The organism is Pseudomonas trutticola BRTCR10 (assembly GCF_056155105.1).
The window spans coordinates 135,001-155,099 of the sequence record NZ_CM149552.1 but is presented as its reverse complement, the minus strand read 5'-3'; the positions used below and the strand labels follow the sequence as shown (position 1 = coordinate 155,099).

Below are 20,099 nucleotides of genomic sequence, written 5' to 3'. Positions count from 1 at the left end.
GCCAGCGCACCGGTGACGATTGCGTCACCGCACCGCATACTTGCGCGCAGTTGGCTATGCTGCTGACAGCATGACGCTGGTTCATTTCCGAGGGATGCTCAATGTTTTACGTGCAACGCGATGCGCAAGGCCAGTTGATTCGCGTGGAAGCTGCGGCGTACGCCGAGGCCACGGAAACGCTGCCGGCCGATCACCACGAAATCCAGGCGTGGTACGCCAACGAAGCCGTGGAAAACAGCCTCAAACAGCTCAAGCAGAGCGACTTTGAAATGATTCGGGTACTCGACGACCTGATTCAGGTGCTGACCCAGAAAGGCGTGATCCGCGTCACCGACCTGCCGCCGGCAGCGCAGGCCAAGCTGATGGACCGTACCCAGGCGCGGGAAGCGTTGGGCGGGTTGAGTCAGTTGATTGATGATGAAGAGACCGGGTTGATCTGATGTTCCAGGGCTGATCGTTCCCACGCTCCGCGTGGGAATGCATCAAGGGACGCTCTGCGTTCCGGCCGCACCGCTCAACTACCTTTGTGACGCAGAGCGTCACGGGCTGCATTTCCACGCGGAGCGTGGGAACGATCAGTTCCAAGGCTTGGGCTCACCGAACAACTGCCCCTGAACCCCATACAAGCCCATCTCGCGAATCACCGACAATTCCCCTTCCGTCTCGACCCGCTCGGCAATCAGCGGCAGGTCAATGCTGTGGGCCGCGCGCTGGATCGCTTCGATGAACAGACGCTTGTCGCTCTCCTGATCAATCGCGCGAATGTAGCTGCCGTCGATCTTCAGGTAAGCCAGGCCCAACCGCGCCAGGTTGCCGATCATGCTGAAGCGTCCGCCAAAGCGTTGCAGGCTCAGCGAGAAACCCAGCTCACGCAGACGTCGGGTCAACTGCTCCAGCACCGCTTGCTCCGGCAATTGCTCTTCGCCGATTTCCAGGGTCAGGCGTGGGCCAAGGTTGGAATGCGCGCGCAGGATCTCGAAGACTTTGTTCAGCGCTTGCGAATCGGCCAGGGTCGCCGAGGACAGATTCAGCGCCAGCGAATCCTCATGCGCTTTCATCTGCTCCAGTACACGTTCGAGCATCAGGCGATCCAGGCGTGCGGTCCAGCCGAAACGCTCCAGCCATGGCAGGAAACGCCCGGCCGGAATGGTCTGGCCCTGCTCATCGAGCAAGCGCGAAAGCACTTTGTAATGCAGCACCAGTTGCGTGTCCTGCGCGGCCACCACCGGTTGGAAATACAGCTCGAAACGTTGCTGACTCAACGCCTGATCCAGCAGGCGATGCCAGGCATGGTGATCGTCACCGACATCCGCCGTCAGGCTCTGATCGATGCACGCCCAGTTCTGCTCGCCCTGCCCCTCGGCCTGCGCCAGCGCCTGATCGCCAAGGGTCAGCACGGCTTGCGGCGAGTCGCCATGGGCGAACGGCGCGAGGCCGATGGAGGCGACCGCCGGCACATCCGTCGCGCCCGTCGCGTGCAAGCTGCCCAGCGCGCTGTCGAGGTTCTGCGCCAGTTGCAGCGCTTCTTCGCGCACCAGCCCCGGCGCCAGCACGGCGAATTCACCGCCGCGAATACGGGTGACGAGGTTTTGCGTTTCCGGGTATTTGGCGCATTCGCGCGACAGTTGCTCGCCGACCGCTTTCAATAATTCGTCGGTGCGCTGACCACCGAGACGCTGGTTCAGTCCGGCCAGATCCTTGACCCGCAACAGCAGCAGATAACCAGAACTGGCCTGCTCCGGGTTGCTCACCCGATTGTTCAACTGCATCTCGAAATAGCGCCGGTTAGCCAGACCGGTAAGGTTGTCCTGATAGGACTCGGTGCGCAGTTTTTCACTGCGCTCGGCCTGCTCCTGGAACAGCGCCTTGAGCTTCTCGACCATCTGATTCATCGCTTGCACCACGCGACGCAACTCAGGGGTGCGCGGCAATTCCGGCAGGCTGAGGAATTCGCGGCGGGCGATGGCGTGGGACTGTTTGACCATGTAATCCAGCGGCTTCAATTGCCGGCGCAGCAACAACGCACCGAGCACCGCACTTACCGCGCCGCAGATCAGCAGCCAGCCAAGGCTGCCCAACGCGCTCTGCCACAGTTTAGCCACGGCGAACATCGGATGGCTGACCACCTCGACCCGCGCCGCCTGCTCCCAGCCACGGCTGACCAGCGCGTCGCCACCGGCAGGTTCGAGACCGATCAGTTTGACGAACCAGTCCGGCACATTGCTGACGGCGGGGATGCCGTTGCGCTCGACAATCGTCTGGTCAGTCTTCAGATCGACCACACGGATGCTCGCGTAATAACCGCTGTCGAAGATCGAACTGACCAGCAACTCGACCATCGCCGGGTCGTCGATATTCGGCGTCAGCGACAACGCCAGCGCCGTGGCGGCGTCCTGGGCGTGGGAGCGCAACTGGTTGACGTACTGGGTGCGCGAGCTCTCCAGACTGACCATGAAGCTGCCGGTGAAGGCGACCACCAGGAACAGACAGATAGCGATCAACAGCTGTTTGAACAAAGACATCTGAGCGCGTGCTCCTAGTTAATCGTTTCGACCGGAAAACCTTCGGCCTGCATTTTCTTCAACACATCCTGCCAGCGCGACAGGCGTTTGGTGTCGCCAACCTTTTTGTTGCCCTTGGCCCCCGGCAGATACAGACCCTCAGCATTGAAAGAGTAGACCGGCAGCAAATCGGTTCGCTGGGAGGCTGGCTGGATCGGATCAATCAGGCTGTCGAGCACCAGCGGCATCGCATCGGCAGTGGCATAGTACGTCAGCACCATGTGCGCGCGGTTCTGGCGCAGGGCCTTGACGTAGGTGATGCGCAGCTTGTCACTGGAAACCCCGAGATGGCGCAGGCTGAAATATTTGGCGATCGCATAGTCTTCGCAGTCGCCGGCGCCCTTCCACAGCGCTTCGATGGGGGTTTCCCAATAGTCGACCTCGTGCCACAGGTCGATGTCCTCGACGTAGCGCATCTGTTTGTTGAAAAACAGGTTCACCACTTTGAGCTTTTCCATTTCGCTGACTTGTTTCTGCGTGGCCAACAGATTTTGCCAAGCGTCGATCCGCTGCTGGCCGGCGCCCAGCGGTCCATAGAGGGCCGTGGCCTTGCGGCTGATGGCGGAAAAATCCCAATCGGCATGCAGGCCGCCCAGCATGAGGCTGGCCAGCAGCAGTGCGCAGCCTAGCCAGCGCAGAGTCCGGGGGATCGCGAAACGTACCGCCACAGCAGGTTTCCGGGGGGCAGGAAGGAAAGCGTTTGATGGTGAAGCTTAGCCCGCTAAAAAACAATGGCACCATGAGATCATCGCCAGCGCGCTAAACTGTTTTCAGGCACACAACCTTTACACGGTTTGACAACTTGTAGAGCAATCACTAGTGTCCTTTGGATCCAAATTCCGCCGACCTACAGGGTGCGTAGTCGTGACACAGAAGCCCAAACCGCTACAGAGCATCAAAGTCGATGGGCCGATTCCCGCGCACCTGGCCCGCTCGATCATCGAAGAAACCTTGCGTGCTGCCATCCTCGATGGTCGTTTGCCGTGCGGCACCGCCCTGCGCCAGCAGGATCTGGCCGATCTGTTCGGTGTGAGTCGCATGCCCGTGCGCGAAGCCTTGCGCCAGCTCGAAGCGCAGGAACTGCTGAGCGTTACCGCACACAAGGGCGCCGTGGTTGCGCCGTTGATTCAGGGTGACGCCACGGAAACCTACGAATTGCGGATCCTGCTCGAGACCGAAGCCATGCGCCAGTCCATCGCGCTGCTGACGCCAGCCGATCATGCACGCGCCGCCGGCTATATCGAAGAACTCGAGACGCAACACGACTACACGGAAATCGGCCGTCTCAACCGCTTGTTCCACATGGCGCTGTATTGCAAAGCCCCCAACCAGCGGCTGTTGCGCCTGGTCGAAGACGGACTCAACGAGGAAGAACGTTTCCTGCGCTTCAACCTTGAGGCCATGGGCCTGGGCAAACTTTCTCAGGACGATCACCGCGCCATGCTGCAAGCGGTGATCGAGCGCGATATCGATCACGCCGTCGCACTGCTCAAACAACACCTCAATCGCGGTGTCGAGGTTATCACCCGCTATCTCGCAAGCCCCGCCGGACAACAGCGCAAAGCCGCGCGCTGAACCCTGCACGCCGGGCCCGGACCAGTGCGTCTGCCCGGCGAATAACCCGCTTACAAATCCCTCCTGCCGACAGCCACGAATCCGCTGGCATATCCCCGTCTTCGCTCTACCCTCCCTGCGCCGATCAGCCCGGAAATTGCACTCCTGCAATGAAAAATCGGTAATAGCCGTGGCGGCCATTTACCCGCACTCTTGAACAGCCAACCCAAAAAAGAACGGGCGACGCACCGCACCGCCGGCGCAGTCCCCGCAACAGGAACCTACGGAAGGAGCCTTGTCACGGGAAAAGGAAAGAATCGGCGTCGTTGCGGGCCAACTTTCATCCCCTCAAAAAACTTCATTCTTTTAATTAAAAAGTTGCTTCGAGTGAGGCATTCACTCTGTTTATTCGATTTTGGCCTTTATTAGCCGAAAGGAGCAACTACGCCCAAATAAAACTTATTCAAATAGTTTTGTCGGACACTCTCATATTTGAAAAAATGACAACTGAAAATAATCAAAATTACACTTGTTAAGTTGTTTGGCGATGTATTAGTTTTTCTCCGCCGAGCTTGAACTCCACGACCCAGGCAAGCACCGGCCAACGGCCAGGGTACCAACGGGCAGTAAAGTGCCTGAGCCGCCTGCCGTAGCGCCCATACATTTAATGCAACTTCAATGATTTGTATGCGGCCGTCGCTCGCCTGGAAAAAAGAATAACAAGCCGCTGTTCCATTGATTGCGAAGTTGAAATAACACAGCCATTTCATATCAAGGATAAAGGCCCCGTCATGTCTCCAACAAAGCAACAACTCGCCCTGAAAAAAGCCGAACTCAGCGCTCACCCGATATTCGCCGAGATCGATTCAATGACTGTTTTGCGCCGTTTCATGGAAACCCACGTGTTTGCCGTGTGGGATTTCATGTCGCTGACCAAGCGCTTGCAACAGGAACTGACCTGCACCCGCCTGCCTTGGCTGCCGCCGCGTGATCCGCATGCAGCCCGACTGATCAACGAGATTGTTCTCGGCGAGGAATCCGACGACCGCTTGAGCCACGGTCATTACAGCCATTTCGAGTTGTACCTGGACGCGATGCGCGAAGTCGGTGCGAGCACCGCGGCGGCGGAGCGCTTCGTCGCGCTGCAGCAGGAAGGCGTGAGTTATGACGTAGCGCTGCAAAGCGTCGAGGTCGACCCGGCCGCCGCGCAATTTGTCCGCGACACCTTGCGTATTGCCCTGCATGCACCGGGGCACAGCGTTGCCGCCGCGTTTCTGCATGGCCGCGAAAGTGTGATTCCGACCATGTTCCAGCGCATCCTCGACGACTGGGGCATCGGCATCGAACAGGCTCCGACCTTTCGCTATTACCTGGAACGGCACATCGAGGTCGACTCCGAGGATCACGGTCCGGCGGCGGAGCAACTGCTGGAGCGTCTGGTCGATGGCGATCCGCAGCGCGAAGCCGAGGTCTACGCCAGCGCCATCGCCGCCGTGGAAAGCCGCATCGCCTTGTGGGATGGCCTGCGGGTAAGCATGCGCGAGCCATTGGCGGAGGTGGCCCAATGAACGCCGCCGACTATCAATCCTTCGCCGAGGCCTGGGAAGGCCGCGCGACCATCCGTACCCGCCCGCGGCGGATGCTGGAAAACGACGAACGCCTGATCTATCCGCTCAGTCGCCAACCGTTGGTGCTCAGCGACACCTTCCTGCGTGAGTGCCCGCAGCAGCGTGATTTCGCTCTGGTGCAGACGCTGTACAAGTTCATCAATGACGTGGTGATTTTCGAGACTGAAATCGTCGACAAGACCGCACGCAGCATCGCCAAGAACCGCTTCGCCGTGGCGTTCCCTTTCGCTTGCCGTTACGACGCGATGACCGTGGTGGTCGACGAGGACTACCACGCGCTGGTGGCCATGGATTTCATGCAGCAAACGGTGGCCATGACCGGCATCGAGCCAATCGAACTGCCCGACGAAATCGAGCTGAGCCGGGCCATCCCCGCCGCAATTGCATTGGCACCGGAACACCTGCGCAGCGCCGTCGAGCTGATCTGCGTGGCCATCGCCGAGAACACCGTGACCGGCGATGTCGCGGCGTTCGCCCGGGACGACACGGTCAAGCCGTCGATCAAGGGCCTGATGGCCGACCACTTGCTCGATGAGGGCCGCCATTCGAGCTTCTGGGCGCGGATGGTGCGCATCTATTGGCACACCGCAAGCACAGCGGATCGCGAAGCCATTGCGCAGATCCTGCCGGTGTTCATCGGCCATTACCTGACCAACGACATCCAGAAAGCCTTCGACCTGCGCCTGATCGATGCCCTGCCGGTCAGCGAGGCCACACGCCATTCGCTGAAGGAGGAAATGACCGGACTGGCCTTCCCGATCAATCGCCACCATCCGCTGGTGGGCAACATCGTCAAGTTCTTCCACAGCAGTTCGCTGCTCGACACACCGTGCGTGCAGCACGCCCTGCGCGATTACCTGGTTTGATGAGGAGGCCGACATGAAACGTCTCGACATTTTGCTGATTGGCGTCAGCCAGGCCATGACCGACCTGGCGCATGAACTTGAACAACACGGTCATTCATTGGCGCGTAGCGGCGCCGCGCAACCGACGATGGATTTGATCATCGACGACGGCTTCATCGGCGCCGGCGATTTCTGCGCCATCCCCCACCTGCATCTGCGTTTGGGTGTCGGGGCGCAAAGCCTTGCCGGTCTGCCGTCACTCGACCTGCTGTGCTTCCTGGGTTCGTCACTGATCAGCCGCGTGCCGATTGCCGATGAGCCGTCCGGCAACGGCCAGGCACTGCGGCAAAGAGTGCTGGCGCAAGTGGTGGACGAAGTGTCATTGCTGGTCAGCCGCTATTCCCGCGACCCGGACTACTTCCAGCAAGCCGCTGCGGTGACTGCGCCGGATTTCGAACGGATGGAAAACCTGCTGTTCCTCGACAGCCTGGCTTACGTCCATCGCCTCAACAACACGACGAATGTGCCACTGCTGCAACAAGCGCAGATTCCACTGATCGAGCGTCTGCAACAGAGCCTGATCCGTCATGCTGATCGTCCAGCGCTGCACCTCGCCGAGCAGTCGATCAGCTATCGCCAGTTGCATGCGCACAGTCGGGCGATTCAACAGCACTTGCAGCCCCTGCTCGATCAGCATCCGCAACCCTGGGTCGTCGGCATCTGCCTGCCGAAAAGCCCGACGCTGTTCGCCTCGATTCTGGCGATCCTCGGCAGCGGTGCGGTATATCTGCCGCTGGAGCCGAGCCATCCGTTGCAGCGCCAGCAATACATCCTGCAAAACGCCGGCGCGTTGCTGTTGCTGCACGACGGTTCGCATCCGCTCAGCGAGTCGATCCCGGGGCTGGATCTCAGCCGCATCGACAGCCTCGATGCCGACCTTTCGCAACCGTTGATGCGCCAGCGCCCCGAACTCGATGCGCCGTGCATGGCGCTCTACACCTCGGGCACCACCGGGCATCCAAAAGGAGTGCTGCTCAGCCAGACCAACCTTGCGCACTTCACCGCGTGGTACGCCGACTACGTGCAGTTGCACGCTGAGAGTCGGGTGTTGCAGTTCTCTTCGCTGAGCTTCGATTCGTCACTGATCGACATCTTCCCGACCCTGCTCACAGGCGCCGAACTGGTGGTGCCCGACGACACGCAGCGGCGCGATCCACTGCAACTGGTGGCGCTGGTCCGCCGCCGACAGTTAACCCATGCCTTCTTGCCGCCGGCACTGTTGAGCATCCTGCCGCTGGAGCAACTGCAAGGCGTGCAACAGGTGATGACCGGCGGCGATGTTTGCGAACCGTTCGTCATCGAGCAACTGACTCGACAAGGCGAACTGCACAACCTCTATGGCCCCACGGAAGCCACGGTGCTGATCACCGCCCGACAGCTCAAACCCGGCGACAGCAACCGCAGCCTCGGCGCGCCGATCGCCAACAGCCAGGTGCTGATTCTCGATGACGACCTGCAACCGGTGACGCAGCACACCGTCGGCGAATTGTTCATCGTCGGCCCCGGTGTCTGCCTCGGCTATCTGAACAATCCACAGCAGACTGCCGAGCGCTATCTGACGTTGAATCTGCCGGACGGCCAACAGCTGCGCGCCTACCGCAGTGGCGACATGGCCAAGTGGGGCGAGCACGGCATCGAGCTGTGCGGGCGGCGCGACAATCAGGTGAAGATCCGCGGTTTTCGGGTCGAGCCGGAAGAGATCGAACGCTGCCTGCGCGAGAGCCAGCTGTACCGGCAAATCGCCGTGGTGATAGACAGTCAGCGACGGATTCTGGCGTTCCTCGCCCGGCCGCAATCGGACGCTGCCCGCGATGCGCTGAAAGCCCACGCCCAGCAATTTTTGCCGGACTACATGCAGCCGGTAGCGTGGACTGAATTGCCGCACCTGCCATTCGCCAGCAACGGCAAAGTCGACCGAAAAGCGCTGCTGGCATTGCCGGTAAGCGTGCAGGACAGCGGGCCGAAATGCCTGCCGGCAAACGAGGACGAAGCGCTGCTGCTGCAGATCTGGGCCGAGTTGCTGGAGCTGCCGACCAGCGACATTTCTACCGACGAAAGTTTCTTCAATCTCGGTGGTCACTCGATTCTGCTGTCGCGGATGTTGCTGCGCCTGCGTGAAGAGTTCGGCCGCAGTATCTCGATCAATCGCTTCATCGAACTGCCGACCATCATCAAACTCGCGACCCTGGTGCGCGGTACCGATGACAGCGCCGTGCTCAGCGCCCAGGCCATGGCCGACGCCGAACGCACGCTGGATATCGAGCCGCTGCCGATCAGTCGCATGGGCGATGTGCACAAGGTGATTGTCACGGGTGCCAACAGCTTTGTCGGCGTGCACATCGTCGAGGCGCTGCTCGGTTGGGGCGCCAGCGAAGTGGCGTGTCTGGTGCGCGACGGTGGCGGGCAAACGGCGGCGCAACGCTTCGCCCAGGCGTTGCGCGAGAACCGCCTCGAACATCTGGACCTGAGTCGGGTGCGGGTTTACGCGGCTGACATCTGCCGCCCGCAACTGGGGCTGACTGACGCCGATTATCAGCGGCTGGATCGCGAGTTCGGCGCACTGGTGCACAACGCCGCCAACGTCAATCACGTCCTCGATTACGAGTCGTTGGCAGCGGACAACGTCGAGCCGATTTTCGAACTGCTGCGCCTGTGCGAAGGGCGCAGCAAAAAGGTCTTCAATTTCGTCTCGACGCTGTCGGCTTCAAGCACCGTTGACGCCGAGGGTCGCGTGCTGGAATTGCCCGCTGCAACGACGCCACCGATCTACATTCGCAACGGCTACAACCTGTCGAAATGGGTGGGCGAGCGCATCCTTGAACGGGCGCGCGAACGTGGTGTGCGCGTCAACCTGTATCGCCCCGGCAACATCAGCTTCAACAGCCTCAGTGGCGTCTGCCAGCCGCACAAGAACCGTTTGATGCTGATGCTCAAAGGCTCGATCCAGCTCGGTCAGGTGCCGGCCTTCGCATTGAATTTCGACCTGATGCCGGTGGACTTTCTCGCCCGTTTCATCGCTTTCCATGCCAGCCGTTATTCGCCCGAGCGGGCGGTGTTCAACCTGCACAACCCCGAGCCCTTGAGCTGGGACGCCTATGTCGCCTCGTTCCGCGAAACCGGCAGCGAATTCTCGCTGGTCAGCGTCGCCGACTGGCAGCAACAGCTCGGGCGAGTCGATGCCGACAACGCGCTGTTCGGCGTGCTCGGTTTCTACCTCAACGGCTTCGAGGAAGACATTGGCGACATCTCCCTGATCGGTCACGCCAATGCACAAGCCGGCGTGCAGCAGATGGGCGCGCACTACCCGCAGAAATCCCCGGCGCTGCTGCGTCGCGGCTGCGATTACCTGAAAGAAATCAACTTCATCTAGTTCATCCAAAAGGAGCAACACCATGAGCACTCTGCAACCGGACACCCTGATCAAAAACCCTCACGGCTGCCACGTGGTTTCTTCGGTAGACGTGCCGGCGGAGGCGGCGCAGGTCTGGGCGGTGGTCGGCAACTTCGGCGGCTTCGACCAGTTCATTCCGGCGCTGTCGCACATCGAAATCACCGGCAAGGGCGTGTCCTCGCTACGCAAGAAATTTTTCAAGGATGGCAACGTGGTGGTCGAGCAACTCAACTCCCGCGACGAGCAGGCGCGGAGCATGACCTGGACAACGATCTACAACACCTTGGGCGTGGCCAATCTGTGGGCGGCGATGAATGTCGAATCGCTGGGGGCGGGGAAGTCGCGGGCGACCTGGACGATTATTGCCGAACCGGCTTCTGGCGGCGAGGAGGCGCTGCCGGGGTTCAAGGACTTCGTGCAGGAGTTTGCCGATGATGCGATGGGGAATGTTTTAAAGCTGTTTGTTTAAAGCTTTAGTTCAGCGGTGATTGCACCACCGCTATCGCTGGCAAGCCAGCTCCCACAGGTTCCAGGTCGGTCACACATGCTGTGTTCGCCAGAAATCCTGTGGGAGCGGGCTTGCCCGCGATGAACGATAACGCGGTCAGATCTTGAAGCTGTCGACCAACTGCTTCAGGCGATTGGCCTGCTGCGACAACGCATCACAATCCTTCAACGTCTCGTTGAGGTTGGCCACGCTCTGCTGGTTCAACAAGTTGATCTGGTTAACGTCGACGTTGAGGGTTTCCACCACCGCCGTCTGCTCTTCCGTTGCGGCAGCGACCGACTGGTTCATGCCGTCGATTTCGCCAATGCGCTGGGTCACGCTGACCAGACGCAAACCGGCCTGGTTGGCCACTTCAACGCTCTGCTCGCTGGACGCCTGGCTAGCGTTCATGGTGCTGACCGCTTCACGCGAACCGACCTGCAACGAAGTGATCATCTTGTGGATCTCTTCCGCCGATTCCTGGGTGCGGTGAGCAAGGTTACGCACCTCGTCCGCCACCACCGCAAAACCACGACCCGCTTCACCGGCACGCGCCGCTTCGATGGCCGCGTTGAGCGCCAACAGGTTGGTCTGCTGCGAGATGCCTTTGATCACATCGAGGATGTGGCCGATGTTGTCGGTGCTGGCATTCAGGGTTTCGATCTGGGTGCACGACAGGCTGATCTTCTGCGACAGCTCGGTCATCGCCAGAATGGTTTGCTCAACCACCTGACGGCCGTCATCGGCTTGCTCGCTGGCGCCACTGGCGTGTTGCGATGCGTCGGCGGCGTTGCGGGCAATTTCCTGCGTGGCGGCGCCCAGTTCGTTGATCGCGGCGGCGACGCTGTTGGTGCGCGCACTTTGCTCGTCGGAACCGACGATGGAGGCGTTGGACGAGGCCATCACGCGTTGCGACAGGTCATGGACCTGACGGGTTGCCGACGACACTTCGGAAATCGACGCATGAATCCGCTCAACGAACTGGTTGAAGGAGCTGCCCAGTTCACCGAATTCGTCTTTGCTTTCCACGACCAGACGACGAGTCAGATCGCCTTCGCCCTGAGCGATGTCCTGCATCGCGCGGCCCATGGTGATCAGGGGACGCATCAACACAGTGATCAACAGGCTCAGGAACACGGCAATGGCGCCTACCGCCACGAACATCGCGATCAGCGCCGAGGTACGGAACTGGCTCAGTGCGGCGTAGGCTTTATCGCGATCAATCGACAGACCGATGTACCACTCGGCATTCGGCAGACCGGTGACCGGGGTGAACGACAGGATGCGCTCCTGACCGTTGAGCACCACGTTCTGATTGCCCTTCTCGATGCGCACGTTGGCGTTCGGATAGATGTCCTTCAGGTTCTTCATCACCTGATCTTTGTCCGGGCTGACGATCACCTGACCGTCGCCGCTGACCAGGAATGCATGGCCGAGGCCACCGAAGTCCACCGAGTTGATGATCTTCACCAGGGTTTCCAGGCTCAGGTCACCGCCGACCACACCGAGCAGTTCGCCGTTCTTTTTCACCGGCATGGCGATGGTCACCACCAAACCACCGACGGCGGCCATGTAAGGCGGCGTCAGCATGGTTTTGTCGGCGGCGACCGCTTGCTTGTACCAAGGACGCTGACGCGGGTCGTAACCGTCCGGCATCTTCGCATCAGGGCGCTGGGTGAATACACCGTTGGCCTGGCCGACGTAGGTGAACTGGAAGTTCGAAGTGAAGGCCGGTTGATCAACCAGTCCCGGGAAATCGGCGTCCTTACCCTGGTGGGCAACGTTTTGCGCGAGATTTTCCAGCACCAGGATCCGCCCGCTCATCCAGTTCTGCACGCTGCTGGCGGTCAGGTCGCCGGCCTGCTGTACAGACGACTGCAGATTCTGGCGAATGGTATTTCGCTGCAGATAGTCGTTGTAGAGGGTGAACAAAGCGAAAGCCAGGACCACGACGCCCGAGGCGGCCAACAGGATTTTATGGCTGAACTTGAGATTCATTTCATGGGACTTCTTATGCAAAAGTGGGGATGCGTTCGGGGATGCAACATTCCATGTAGCTCCAAATGTCCAATAGCTGGCAGGCAGCGTTCTGATGGCCGCTCTACTTTGGTGCACGCATGTCTCACCAGTCTGTCGGCACCATTCGCAGAAATCTTAGGGTTGTGAAGGAAATCGAAGGCATTTATGGCAGATTCCCGCCGAACGGCGTGCTAGAGCGCCCGCCGAGAAGTTTTTTATGAGCGATGTTTGAGCAGCAGTTGCAAATTCTGTAACCCTTGATGACAATGCGACTAATTATCATTTGTGACGTTCGGGCTGTCGCGTTCATGTCCTCACCTGAGTTTGCAGTACAGGCGCTCTACAGTAGTCATCACGGCTGGCTCAACGCTTGGTTGCGCGCTCGGTTGGGCAACGCCGCCGATGCGGCAGATCTGGCGCAGGACACGTTCGTGCGCCTGCTGCAACGTACCGAACGCCTCGAACTCAAGGCACCCCGCGCCTTCCTGCGTACCATCGCTCGGGGTCTGGTAATCGACCATTGGCGCCGTGAAGAAATCGAACGCGCCTATCTGGAAACCATCGCCCATCTGCCTGAAGCCGAAACGCCGAGTGCCGAAGCCCGGGCGCTGGTCATCGAATTGCTGGAGAACATCGCGCGCATGCTTGAAGGACTGAAGCCGAAAGTGCGTCAGGCATTTCTGCTGGCGCAGTGCGAAGGATTGACCCACAAGCAGATCGCCGAGCACATGGGCTTGTCTCTGCGTTCGGTGGAGCGCTACGTCGCCGATGCGCTGTATCACTGCTATGTGTTGCGGTACGAAAGCTGATGCCTTCGGATAATTTCTCCCTCGGGCGCCGTGCCGAGCCGCAACCGCAAGTGGTCAAACAGGCCATTCACTGGCTGCTGCGCCTGCGCAACAACCACGGCAATTCGCGGTTGAACCGCCAGTGCGAACAGTGGCGTGCCGAACATCATGAGCATGAATTGGCGTGGCAACGGGTGCAGTCGCTGCAAGCCGAACTGAGCAACAATCTACGCGCAGTGCCCGGCGCCCAAGTGGCGTTCAATACGCTGGAAAACAGTGCGCAGGGGTTGGGTCGCCGGCAAGCCTTGAAGCTGTTGTCGGGCGCGTTGTTGATGGGCTCCGCGGCATGGCTGGCCAAGGACACCGCCGCGTGGCAACAGTGGAGCGCCGATTACGCCACAGCGACCGGCGAGCGGCGCGGCTTCCAGTTACCGGACGGTACGCGGATCGAACTCAACACCGCCAGTGCGGTAGATCTGGATTACACGGCGCAGCAACGGCTGATCAAACTGACGCGTGGCGAAATCATCGTCACCTGTGGCGGTGCGGACGAAGGCGCATCGGTCGAGCGGCCATTGCGCATACAAAGTCGCCATGGCGTTTATGAGCCGCAGGGTGCGCGGTTCATCCTGCGTCAGGACAGTGATTGCACGCGACTGAGCGTCACCAGTGGGCGCGTCGCCATTCACGCCGCTGGCAGCTCGATCGAAGCGCTCGCCGGGCAGAGTTATCTGATTGATCACCTTCAAGTGCGCCCGGCACCGGCGGTGGATATGGATGTCGGCGCCTGGGTCGATGGCTTGATCGTCACGCGCAATATGCGTCTGGGGGATTTCCTGAGCGAGGTCGGTCGCTATCGTCAGGGCTTTCTCAACTGCGCGTCGGACGTGGCCGATTTGCGCTTGTCCGGTGTGTTCCGCCTGGAAGACACCGACAAGCTGCTGGCCATTCTGCCGCAGACCCTGCCGGTGCAATTGCGCTACCGCACTCGCTGGTGGGTAACCCTGGAACGTGTAGCCTGAAATTATTTTGGCGGGTTTTCGCAGCAAGTCCGGCTTAGTCAGTAAGCACTTCAACTCAGCCTTCGCGACTTCCTACGGAAACCCACAATGACTGTCCGCGCTACCTGTAAGAACCCTCTGTATTTCACTGCCGAATCGGGCCTGCTGCGCCATGCCGTTCGGGCTGCGCTGATTTCCACCGCATTGGGTGCTGGGATACTGCCGAGCGTTAGCCTGGCAGTGGGTATCAGTGCCGAAGAAGTCAGCCATCGCTACAACGTCGCCTCCGGGCCTTTGGGTGAAGCGTTGAATCAGTTTGCGCGTCAGGCTGGCATCACCTTGTCGATGACGCCGCAGCAGACCCAGGGTAGCCAATCTCCGGGCGTAAAGGGTGAGTATTCCACCGATCAGGCACTGAGCCATTTGCTCGGCGGTTCGGGTCTGGAAGCGGTCAGCCAGGATGGCAGCAGTTATGTACTGCGTCCGGTAGCCGAAACCGAAGCACTGGCCCTGCCGACCACGGACATCAAAGGCTTCGCCCTCGGCAACGCGCTGGGCAGCATGGACGGCTACAACGCGACCCACAGCCAGATCGCCACCAAAACCAGCACGGCGCTGCTGGAAACCTCGCAAAGCGTGTCCGTGGTCACTCGTGAGCAAATGGACGACCAGGGCTCGCAAACCGTCTCGCAAGCGATGCGCTACACACCGGGCGTGCTCACCAACCCGTATGGCGCCACGCACCGCTATGACTACGTGGCGATGCGCGGTTTCAACGACGGCTCGGTGGATAACATCTACCTCGATGGCCTCAAGTCGATGGGCGACAGCGGCACCTACAGCACCATGCAGGTGGATCCGTATTTTCTTGAGCGCGTGGACATTCTCAAAGGTCCGTCGTCGGTGCTGTATGGACGCAGTTCGCCGGGCGGTCTGGTGGCACTGACCAGCAAAAAACCTCTGTATGAGGCCTACCATCAGGTTCAAGCCACGATCGGCACTCAGGGCCAGCGCGGGGTCGGTTTCGACTTCAGCGGTCCGGTCGATGACGACAAGCGCATCGCCTATCGTCTGACCGGTTTGACCGATCAGTCCGGCACGCAATTCGACCACAACAAAGAAAAGCGCTTCGCCCTCGCGCCAACCCTCAGCATTGATTTCAGCGAGGACACTTCGCTGACACTACAAGCGTATCTGCAACATGACCCGGATGGCGGCTACCACGGTGGCGTACCGGCTGACGGCACGATCCATCAGCGCAATGGCCAGCGGATCTCTCCAAACTTCTTCGAAGGCGAGCCGGGAATCGATGGCTACTCGCGCGATCAGCAGTCGTTCGGTTATCAGTTCGAACACCGCTTCAACGATGTCTTCACCGCACGCCAGAATTTCCGTTACCTCGACTCGAAAGTAAACATGGATCAGGTCTACGCCTATGGCTGGACCACGCCGACCAGCAACGAGCTGAACCGCTACTACACAGGTGGTGACGAGCGCTTGCATGCGTTTATCGTCGACAACATGCTCCAGGCCGAATTCTTCACCGGCGCGACCAAGCACACGGTACTGATGGGTGCGGATTATCAGCGACGCAAGACCGTGGTCGACTGGACCAGCGGCGGCCTCGCGCCGATCAACGCGTTTAACCCGGTTTATGGCAACTCGGCGATCGACATGTACGGTGAGACCAGCTACCTGCGTCGCCTGGAGCAGACCGGCGTTTACCTGCAAGACCTGATCGAGATGGACAAGTGGCGCTTCTCGCTGGGTCTGCGTCAGGACTGGGTCGAGACCTCTGACGAAAATCGCATCGCCGAAGCCGGGCGTTCGCTGGGCACCGAAATCAACGACCGACGCACCAAGCTGACAGGGCGTGCGGGCGCGCTGTATCTGTTCGATAACGGCCTGTCGCCGTATATCAGCTACTCCGAGTCGTTCAACCCCAATTCCTATGCTGACAGCGCGGGCAACCCGCTGGCCCCGACCGATGGCACGCAGTGGGAAGTCGGCCTGAAGTATCAGCCACCAGGCACCGATAACCTGTTCACTGCGTCGCTGTTCCGCATCGATCAGGAAAACCTGGCGACCAAACTGCCGCAGGAAAACTTCTATCGCGCTGTAGGCGCTGTTCGCTCTCAGGGGCTGGAACTGGAAGCGCACATGCAGTTGACCGATAACCTGAAGTTACTCGGCAGCTACACCTTCACCGATATCGAATACTCGAAGTCGATGGTCAGCACCCTGAGCACGGCGACCGACGTGATCGAGAACAAAGGCAATTCGCCGACCCAAGCGCCGCGTCATATGGCCTCATTGTGGGCCGACTACAAGTTCGACAGCGCAGCGCTGGATGGCCTTCGTTTAGGCGGCGGTGTGCGTTATGTCGGCTATAGCTGGGCAGATGCCGAAAACACCTTGAAGGTGCCGTCCTACACCTTATTCGACGCATCGATCGGCTATGACTTGGGCAAAGTCGGCTTGAAGGGCGTTGACGTACGTCTCAACGCAAACAATCTGACAAACGAGTCCTACGTGGCTTCCTGCGCCAGTCTGAACTTCTGTTACATGGGTGAAGAGCGCAACGTCGCCGCGACCGTCAGCTACCAGTTCTAAACCATTGCCTTGTGCATAAAAAAGCCAGCCCCTGACCTTCAGGGGCTGGCTTTGTCTTCTCTGTGGGGAAATTTTTCGTGCGCGCATTTCTGGTTTTGTTGCATCGCTATATCGGATTGGCCACAGCAGTGTTTCTGCTGCTGGCCGGGATCACGGGAAGCATTCTGGCGTTCAATCATGAGCTGGATGAGTGGTTGAACCCGCAGTTTTATGCGGCGTCTGCCGAGGGTGAGCGACTGGCACCGGGGGCGCTGGTGGATGCGGTGCAAACGGCTCATCCGAAACTGCAGGTCTGGTACATGGAGTACCCGCATGAGGTCGGGCATACGGCGTTGCTGGCAGCGGTTCCACGCAATGATCCGGCGACCGGCAAGCCGTTCGATGAGCGTAATCAGGTGTTCTATCTGGACCCGGTCAGTGCCGAGCAGAAGGGGCAGCGTTACTGGGGAGAGTGCTGCTTTGCGCGAGAGAACTTTGTCCCGTTCATTCTCGAATTCCACTACAACCTGACGTTGCCGGGTAACTGGGGATTGCTATTGATGGGGCTGGTCGCCATTGCCTGGGTGATCGATTGTTTTGTGGCGCTGTGGCTGACATTGCCGCGTGGAAAGCCGTTCTGGAAGAAGTGGTCGACCGCCTGGAAGGTGAAAGGCGGGCATGCCTATCGTCTCAACTTCGATCTGCACCGAGCCGGGGGACTATGGCTATGGCTGTTGTTGCTGCCGATCGCGATCAGCAGCGTGGCCATGAACTTGCCGAGTCAGGTGTTCAAGCCCGCAGTGTCGTTGTTTTCAGCCGTTGAACCGAGCGTCTATGAAGCTCGAGGACGAATGCCTCCCTCGGAATTGGGAGTGACTCAACTGAGTTATCAACAGGCTTACGACAGGGCATTGCAGGAGGGGAAAAGGTTGGGGCTGACAGCGGCGATCGGGGAGTTGTATTACAGCTTTGAGTACAACTTTTACGGTGCAGGGTTCGGACAACATGACACCGAGGCCCATGGCAAATCCTGGTTGTTCTTCCATGGTACGGACGGGCGATTGTTAGGGCAGGAGATCGCGGGACAGGGAACGTTGGGAGAGCGGTTCTATCGGTTGCAGTTGCCGATACATGGGGGACGGATCATTGGTTTCACTGGGCAAGTAATGATCGCGGTATTAGGTATCTTGATTGCGACATTGTCAGTGACGGGCGTCTACATCTGGTGGCGCAAGTGGCAAGCGCGGCGTATCAGCAAGGCACGTAAAGCCGTTTGATCGTTTGATTTGATAGGCCCTGAAACGAGAAAACCCCTGTCTGGATTAGCAGACAGGGGTCTCGGAATTCAATCTTGACGATGACCTACTCTCACATGGGGAAACCCCACACTACCATCGGCGATGCATCGTTTCACTTCTGAGTTCNAGGGAACTCAAGGTTCCAGTGAGATCTCATCTTGAGGCAAGTTTCCCGCTTAGATGCTTTCAGCGGTTATCTTTCCCGAACATAGCTACCCGGCAATGCCACTGGCGTGACAACCGGAACACCAGAGGTTCGTCCACTCCGGTCCTCTCGTACTAGGAGCAGCCCCTCTCAAATCTCAAACGTCCACGGCAGATAGGGACCGAACTGTCTCACGACGTTCTAAACCCAGCTCGCGTACCACTTTAAATGGCGAACAGCCATACCCTTGGGACCGGCTTCAGCCCCAGGATGTGATGAGCCGACATCGAGGTGCCAAACACCGCCGTCGATATGAACTCTTGGGCGGTATCAGCCTGTTATCCCCGGAGTACCTTTTATCCGTTGAGCGATGGCCCTTCCATACAGAACCACCGGATCACTAAGACCTACTTTCGTACCTGCTCGACGTGTCTGTCTCGCAGTCAAGCGCGCTTTTGCCTTTATACTCTACGACCGATTTCCGACCGGTCTGAGCGCACCTTCGTACTCCTCCGTTACTCTTTAGGAGGAGACCGCCCCAGTCAAACTACCCACCATACACTGTCCTCGATCCGGATAACGGACCTGAGTTAGAACCTCAAAGTTGCCAGGGTGGTATTTCAAGGATGGCTCCACGCGAACTGGCGTCCACGCTTCAAAGCCTCCCACCTATCCTACACAAGCAAATTCAAAGTCCAGTGCAAAGCTATAGTAAAGGTTCACGGGGTCTTTCCGTCTAGCCGCGGATACACTGCATCTTCACAGCGATTTCAATTTCACTGAGTCTCGGGTGGAGACAGCGCCGCCATCGTTACGCCATTCGTGCAGGTCGGAACTTACCCGACAAGGAATTTCGCTACCTTAGGACCGTTATAGTTACGGCCGCCGTTTACCGGGGCTTCGATCAAGAGCTTCGCGTTAGCTAACCCCATCAATTAACCTTCCGGCACCGGGCAGGCGTCACACCCTATACGTCCACTTTCGTGTTTGCAGAGTGCTGTGTTTTTAATAAACAGTCGCAGCGGCCTGGTATCTTCGACCGGCATGAGCTTACGGAGCAAGTCCTTCACCCTCACCGGCGCACCTTCTCCCGAAGTTACGGTGCCATTTTGCCTAGTTCCTTCACCCGAGTTCTCTCAAGCGCCTTGGTATTCTCTACCCAACCACCTGTGTCGGTTTGGGGTACGGTTCCTGGTTACCTGAAGCTTAGAAGCTTTTCTTGGAAGCATGGCATCAACCACTTCGTCATCTAAAAGATAACTCGTCATCAGCTCTCGGCCTTAAGATCCCGGATTTACCTAAGATCTCAGCCTACCACCTTAAACTTGGACAACCAACGCCAAGCTGGCCTAGCCTTCTCCGTCCCTCCATCGCAATAACCAGAAGTACAGGAATATTAACCTGTTTTCCATCGACTACGCTTTTCAGCCTCGCCTTAGGGACCGACTAACCCTGCGTCGATTAACGTTGCGCAGGAAACCTTGGTCTTTCGGCGTGGGTGTTTTTCACACCCATTGTCGTTACTCATGTCAGCATTCGCACTTCTGATACCTCCAGCAAGCTTCTCAACTCACCTTCACAGGCTTACAGAACGCTCCTCTACCGCATCATCCGAAGATGATACCCGTAGCTTCGGTGTATGGTTTGAGCCCCGTTACATCTTCCGCGCAGGCCGACTCGACTAGTGAGCTATTACGCTTTCTTTAAAGGGTGGCTGCTTCTAAGCCAAC

General features: G+C 59.0%; 13 protein-coding genes, 1 rRNA gene and 1 pseudogene (1 of these 15 running past the window's edge). 10 read left to right on the top strand and 5 right to left on the bottom strand.

Going from position 1 to position 20,099, the window contains the following annotated elements:
- Positions 1–101: 101 nt before the first annotated feature.
- Entirely contained in the window at positions 102–440 is a 339-nt protein-coding gene (locus ACVVH8_RS00720; protein WP_103306853.1) for a tryptophan synthase subunit beta, read from the top strand.
- A gap of 135 nt (positions 441–575) precedes the next feature.
- Here the strand turns inward: ACVVH8_RS00720 and lapD are convergent, their stop codons facing one another.
- Both lapD and lapG read right to left on the bottom strand, forming a co-directional pair.
- Positions 576–2,522, bottom strand: a complete 1,947-nt coding sequence (lapD, locus tag ACVVH8_RS00715; protein WP_103306852.1) for a cyclic di-GMP receptor LapD — start codon at positions 2,520–2,522, stop codon at positions 576–578.
- A gap of 14 nt (positions 2,523–2,536) precedes the next feature.
- Entirely contained in the window at positions 2,537–3,229 is a 693-nt protein-coding gene (gene lapG, locus ACVVH8_RS00710; protein ID WP_103306851.1) for a cysteine protease LapG, read from the bottom strand.
- A 196-nt stretch (positions 3,230–3,425) separates the two neighbouring features.
- Here lapG and ACVVH8_RS00705 point away from each other — a divergent pair, with 196 nt between their 5' ends.
- From ACVVH8_RS00705 to ACVVH8_RS00685, 5 genes are all read left to right on the top strand, one after another.
- Positions 3,426–4,136 (top strand): GntR family transcriptional regulator, encoded by a 711-nt coding sequence (locus ACVVH8_RS00705; RefSeq protein ID WP_103306850.1) that lies wholly within the window; start codon positions 3,426–3,428, stop codon positions 4,134–4,136.
- A gap of 770 nt (positions 4,137–4,906) precedes the next feature.
- Complete coding sequence (locus tag ACVVH8_RS00700; RefSeq protein WP_475228002.1) at positions 4,907–5,683, top strand: DUF3050 domain-containing protein; 777 nt, start codon at positions 4,907–4,909, stop codon at positions 5,681–5,683.
- Positions 5,680–6,609 carry a diiron oxygenase gene (locus tag ACVVH8_RS00695; RefSeq protein ID WP_213027157.1) on the top strand — a complete coding sequence of 310 codons (930 nt, stop codon included), beginning with the start codon at positions 5,680–5,682 and terminating at the stop codon, positions 6,607–6,609. The genes ACVVH8_RS00700 and ACVVH8_RS00695 overlap by 4 nt, the downstream gene beginning before the upstream one ends.
- Positions 6,610–6,622: 13 nt before the next feature.
- On the top strand, positions 6,623–10,018 hold the full coding sequence (locus tag ACVVH8_RS00690; protein WP_475227999.1) for an amino acid adenylation domain-containing protein: 3,396 nt from the start codon (positions 6,623–6,625) through the stop codon (positions 10,016–10,018).
- Positions 10,019–10,040: 22 nt separating this feature from the next.
- Positions 10,041–10,508, top strand: a complete 468-nt coding sequence (locus ACVVH8_RS00685; RefSeq protein WP_475227997.1) for an SRPBCC family protein — start codon at positions 10,041–10,043, stop codon at positions 10,506–10,508.
- A gap of 135 nt (positions 10,509–10,643) precedes the next feature.
- Here the strand turns inward: ACVVH8_RS00685 and ACVVH8_RS00680 are convergent, their stop codons facing one another.
- Together ACVVH8_RS00680 and ACVVH8_RS00675 are read right to left on the bottom strand one after the other, a co-directional pair.
- Positions 10,644–11,429 (bottom strand): methyl-accepting chemotaxis protein, encoded by a 786-nt coding sequence (locus tag ACVVH8_RS00680; RefSeq protein WP_371857642.1) that lies wholly within the window; start codon positions 11,427–11,429, stop codon positions 10,644–10,646.
- A gap of 69 nt (positions 11,430–11,498) precedes the next feature.
- A pseudogene (locus ACVVH8_RS00675) lies at positions 11,499–12,524 on the bottom strand (HAMP domain-containing protein); the annotation flags it as partial.
- 329 nt (positions 12,525–12,853) lie between these two features.
- Here ACVVH8_RS00675 and ACVVH8_RS00670 point away from each other — a divergent pair.
- The 4 genes from ACVVH8_RS00670 (at position 12,854) to ACVVH8_RS00655 (ending at position 18,203) form a co-directional block, all read left to right on the top strand.
- Entirely contained in the window at positions 12,854–13,354 is a 501-nt protein-coding gene (locus tag ACVVH8_RS00670) for a sigma-70 family RNA polymerase sigma factor (protein ID WP_103306844.1), read from the top strand.
- The gene (locus ACVVH8_RS00665; protein ID WP_475227994.1) at positions 13,354–14,355 is read left to right on the top strand and encodes a FecR domain-containing protein; all 1,002 of its coding nucleotides are present in this window, start codon (positions 13,354–13,356) and stop codon (positions 14,353–14,355) included. The genes ACVVH8_RS00670 and ACVVH8_RS00665 overlap by 1 nt, the downstream gene beginning before the upstream one ends.
- Before the next feature lie 87 nt (positions 14,356–14,442).
- On the top strand, positions 14,443–16,947 hold the full coding sequence (locus tag ACVVH8_RS00660; protein ID WP_475227991.1) for a TonB-dependent siderophore receptor: 2,505 nt from the start codon (positions 14,443–14,445) through the stop codon (positions 16,945–16,947).
- A 77-nt stretch (positions 16,948–17,024) separates the two neighbouring features.
- A complete protein-coding gene (locus tag ACVVH8_RS00655) occupies positions 17,025–18,203 on the top strand; it encodes a PepSY-associated TM helix domain-containing protein (protein WP_103306841.1) in 1,179 nt (392 codons plus the stop codon).
- A 151-nt stretch (positions 18,204–18,354) separates the two neighbouring features.
- On the opposite strand, the gene ACVVH8_RS00650 is transcribed toward ACVVH8_RS00655, so the two are convergent.
- Positions 18,355–20,099 (bottom strand): 23S ribosomal RNA (locus ACVVH8_RS00650); it runs 1,049 nt beyond the window's last position.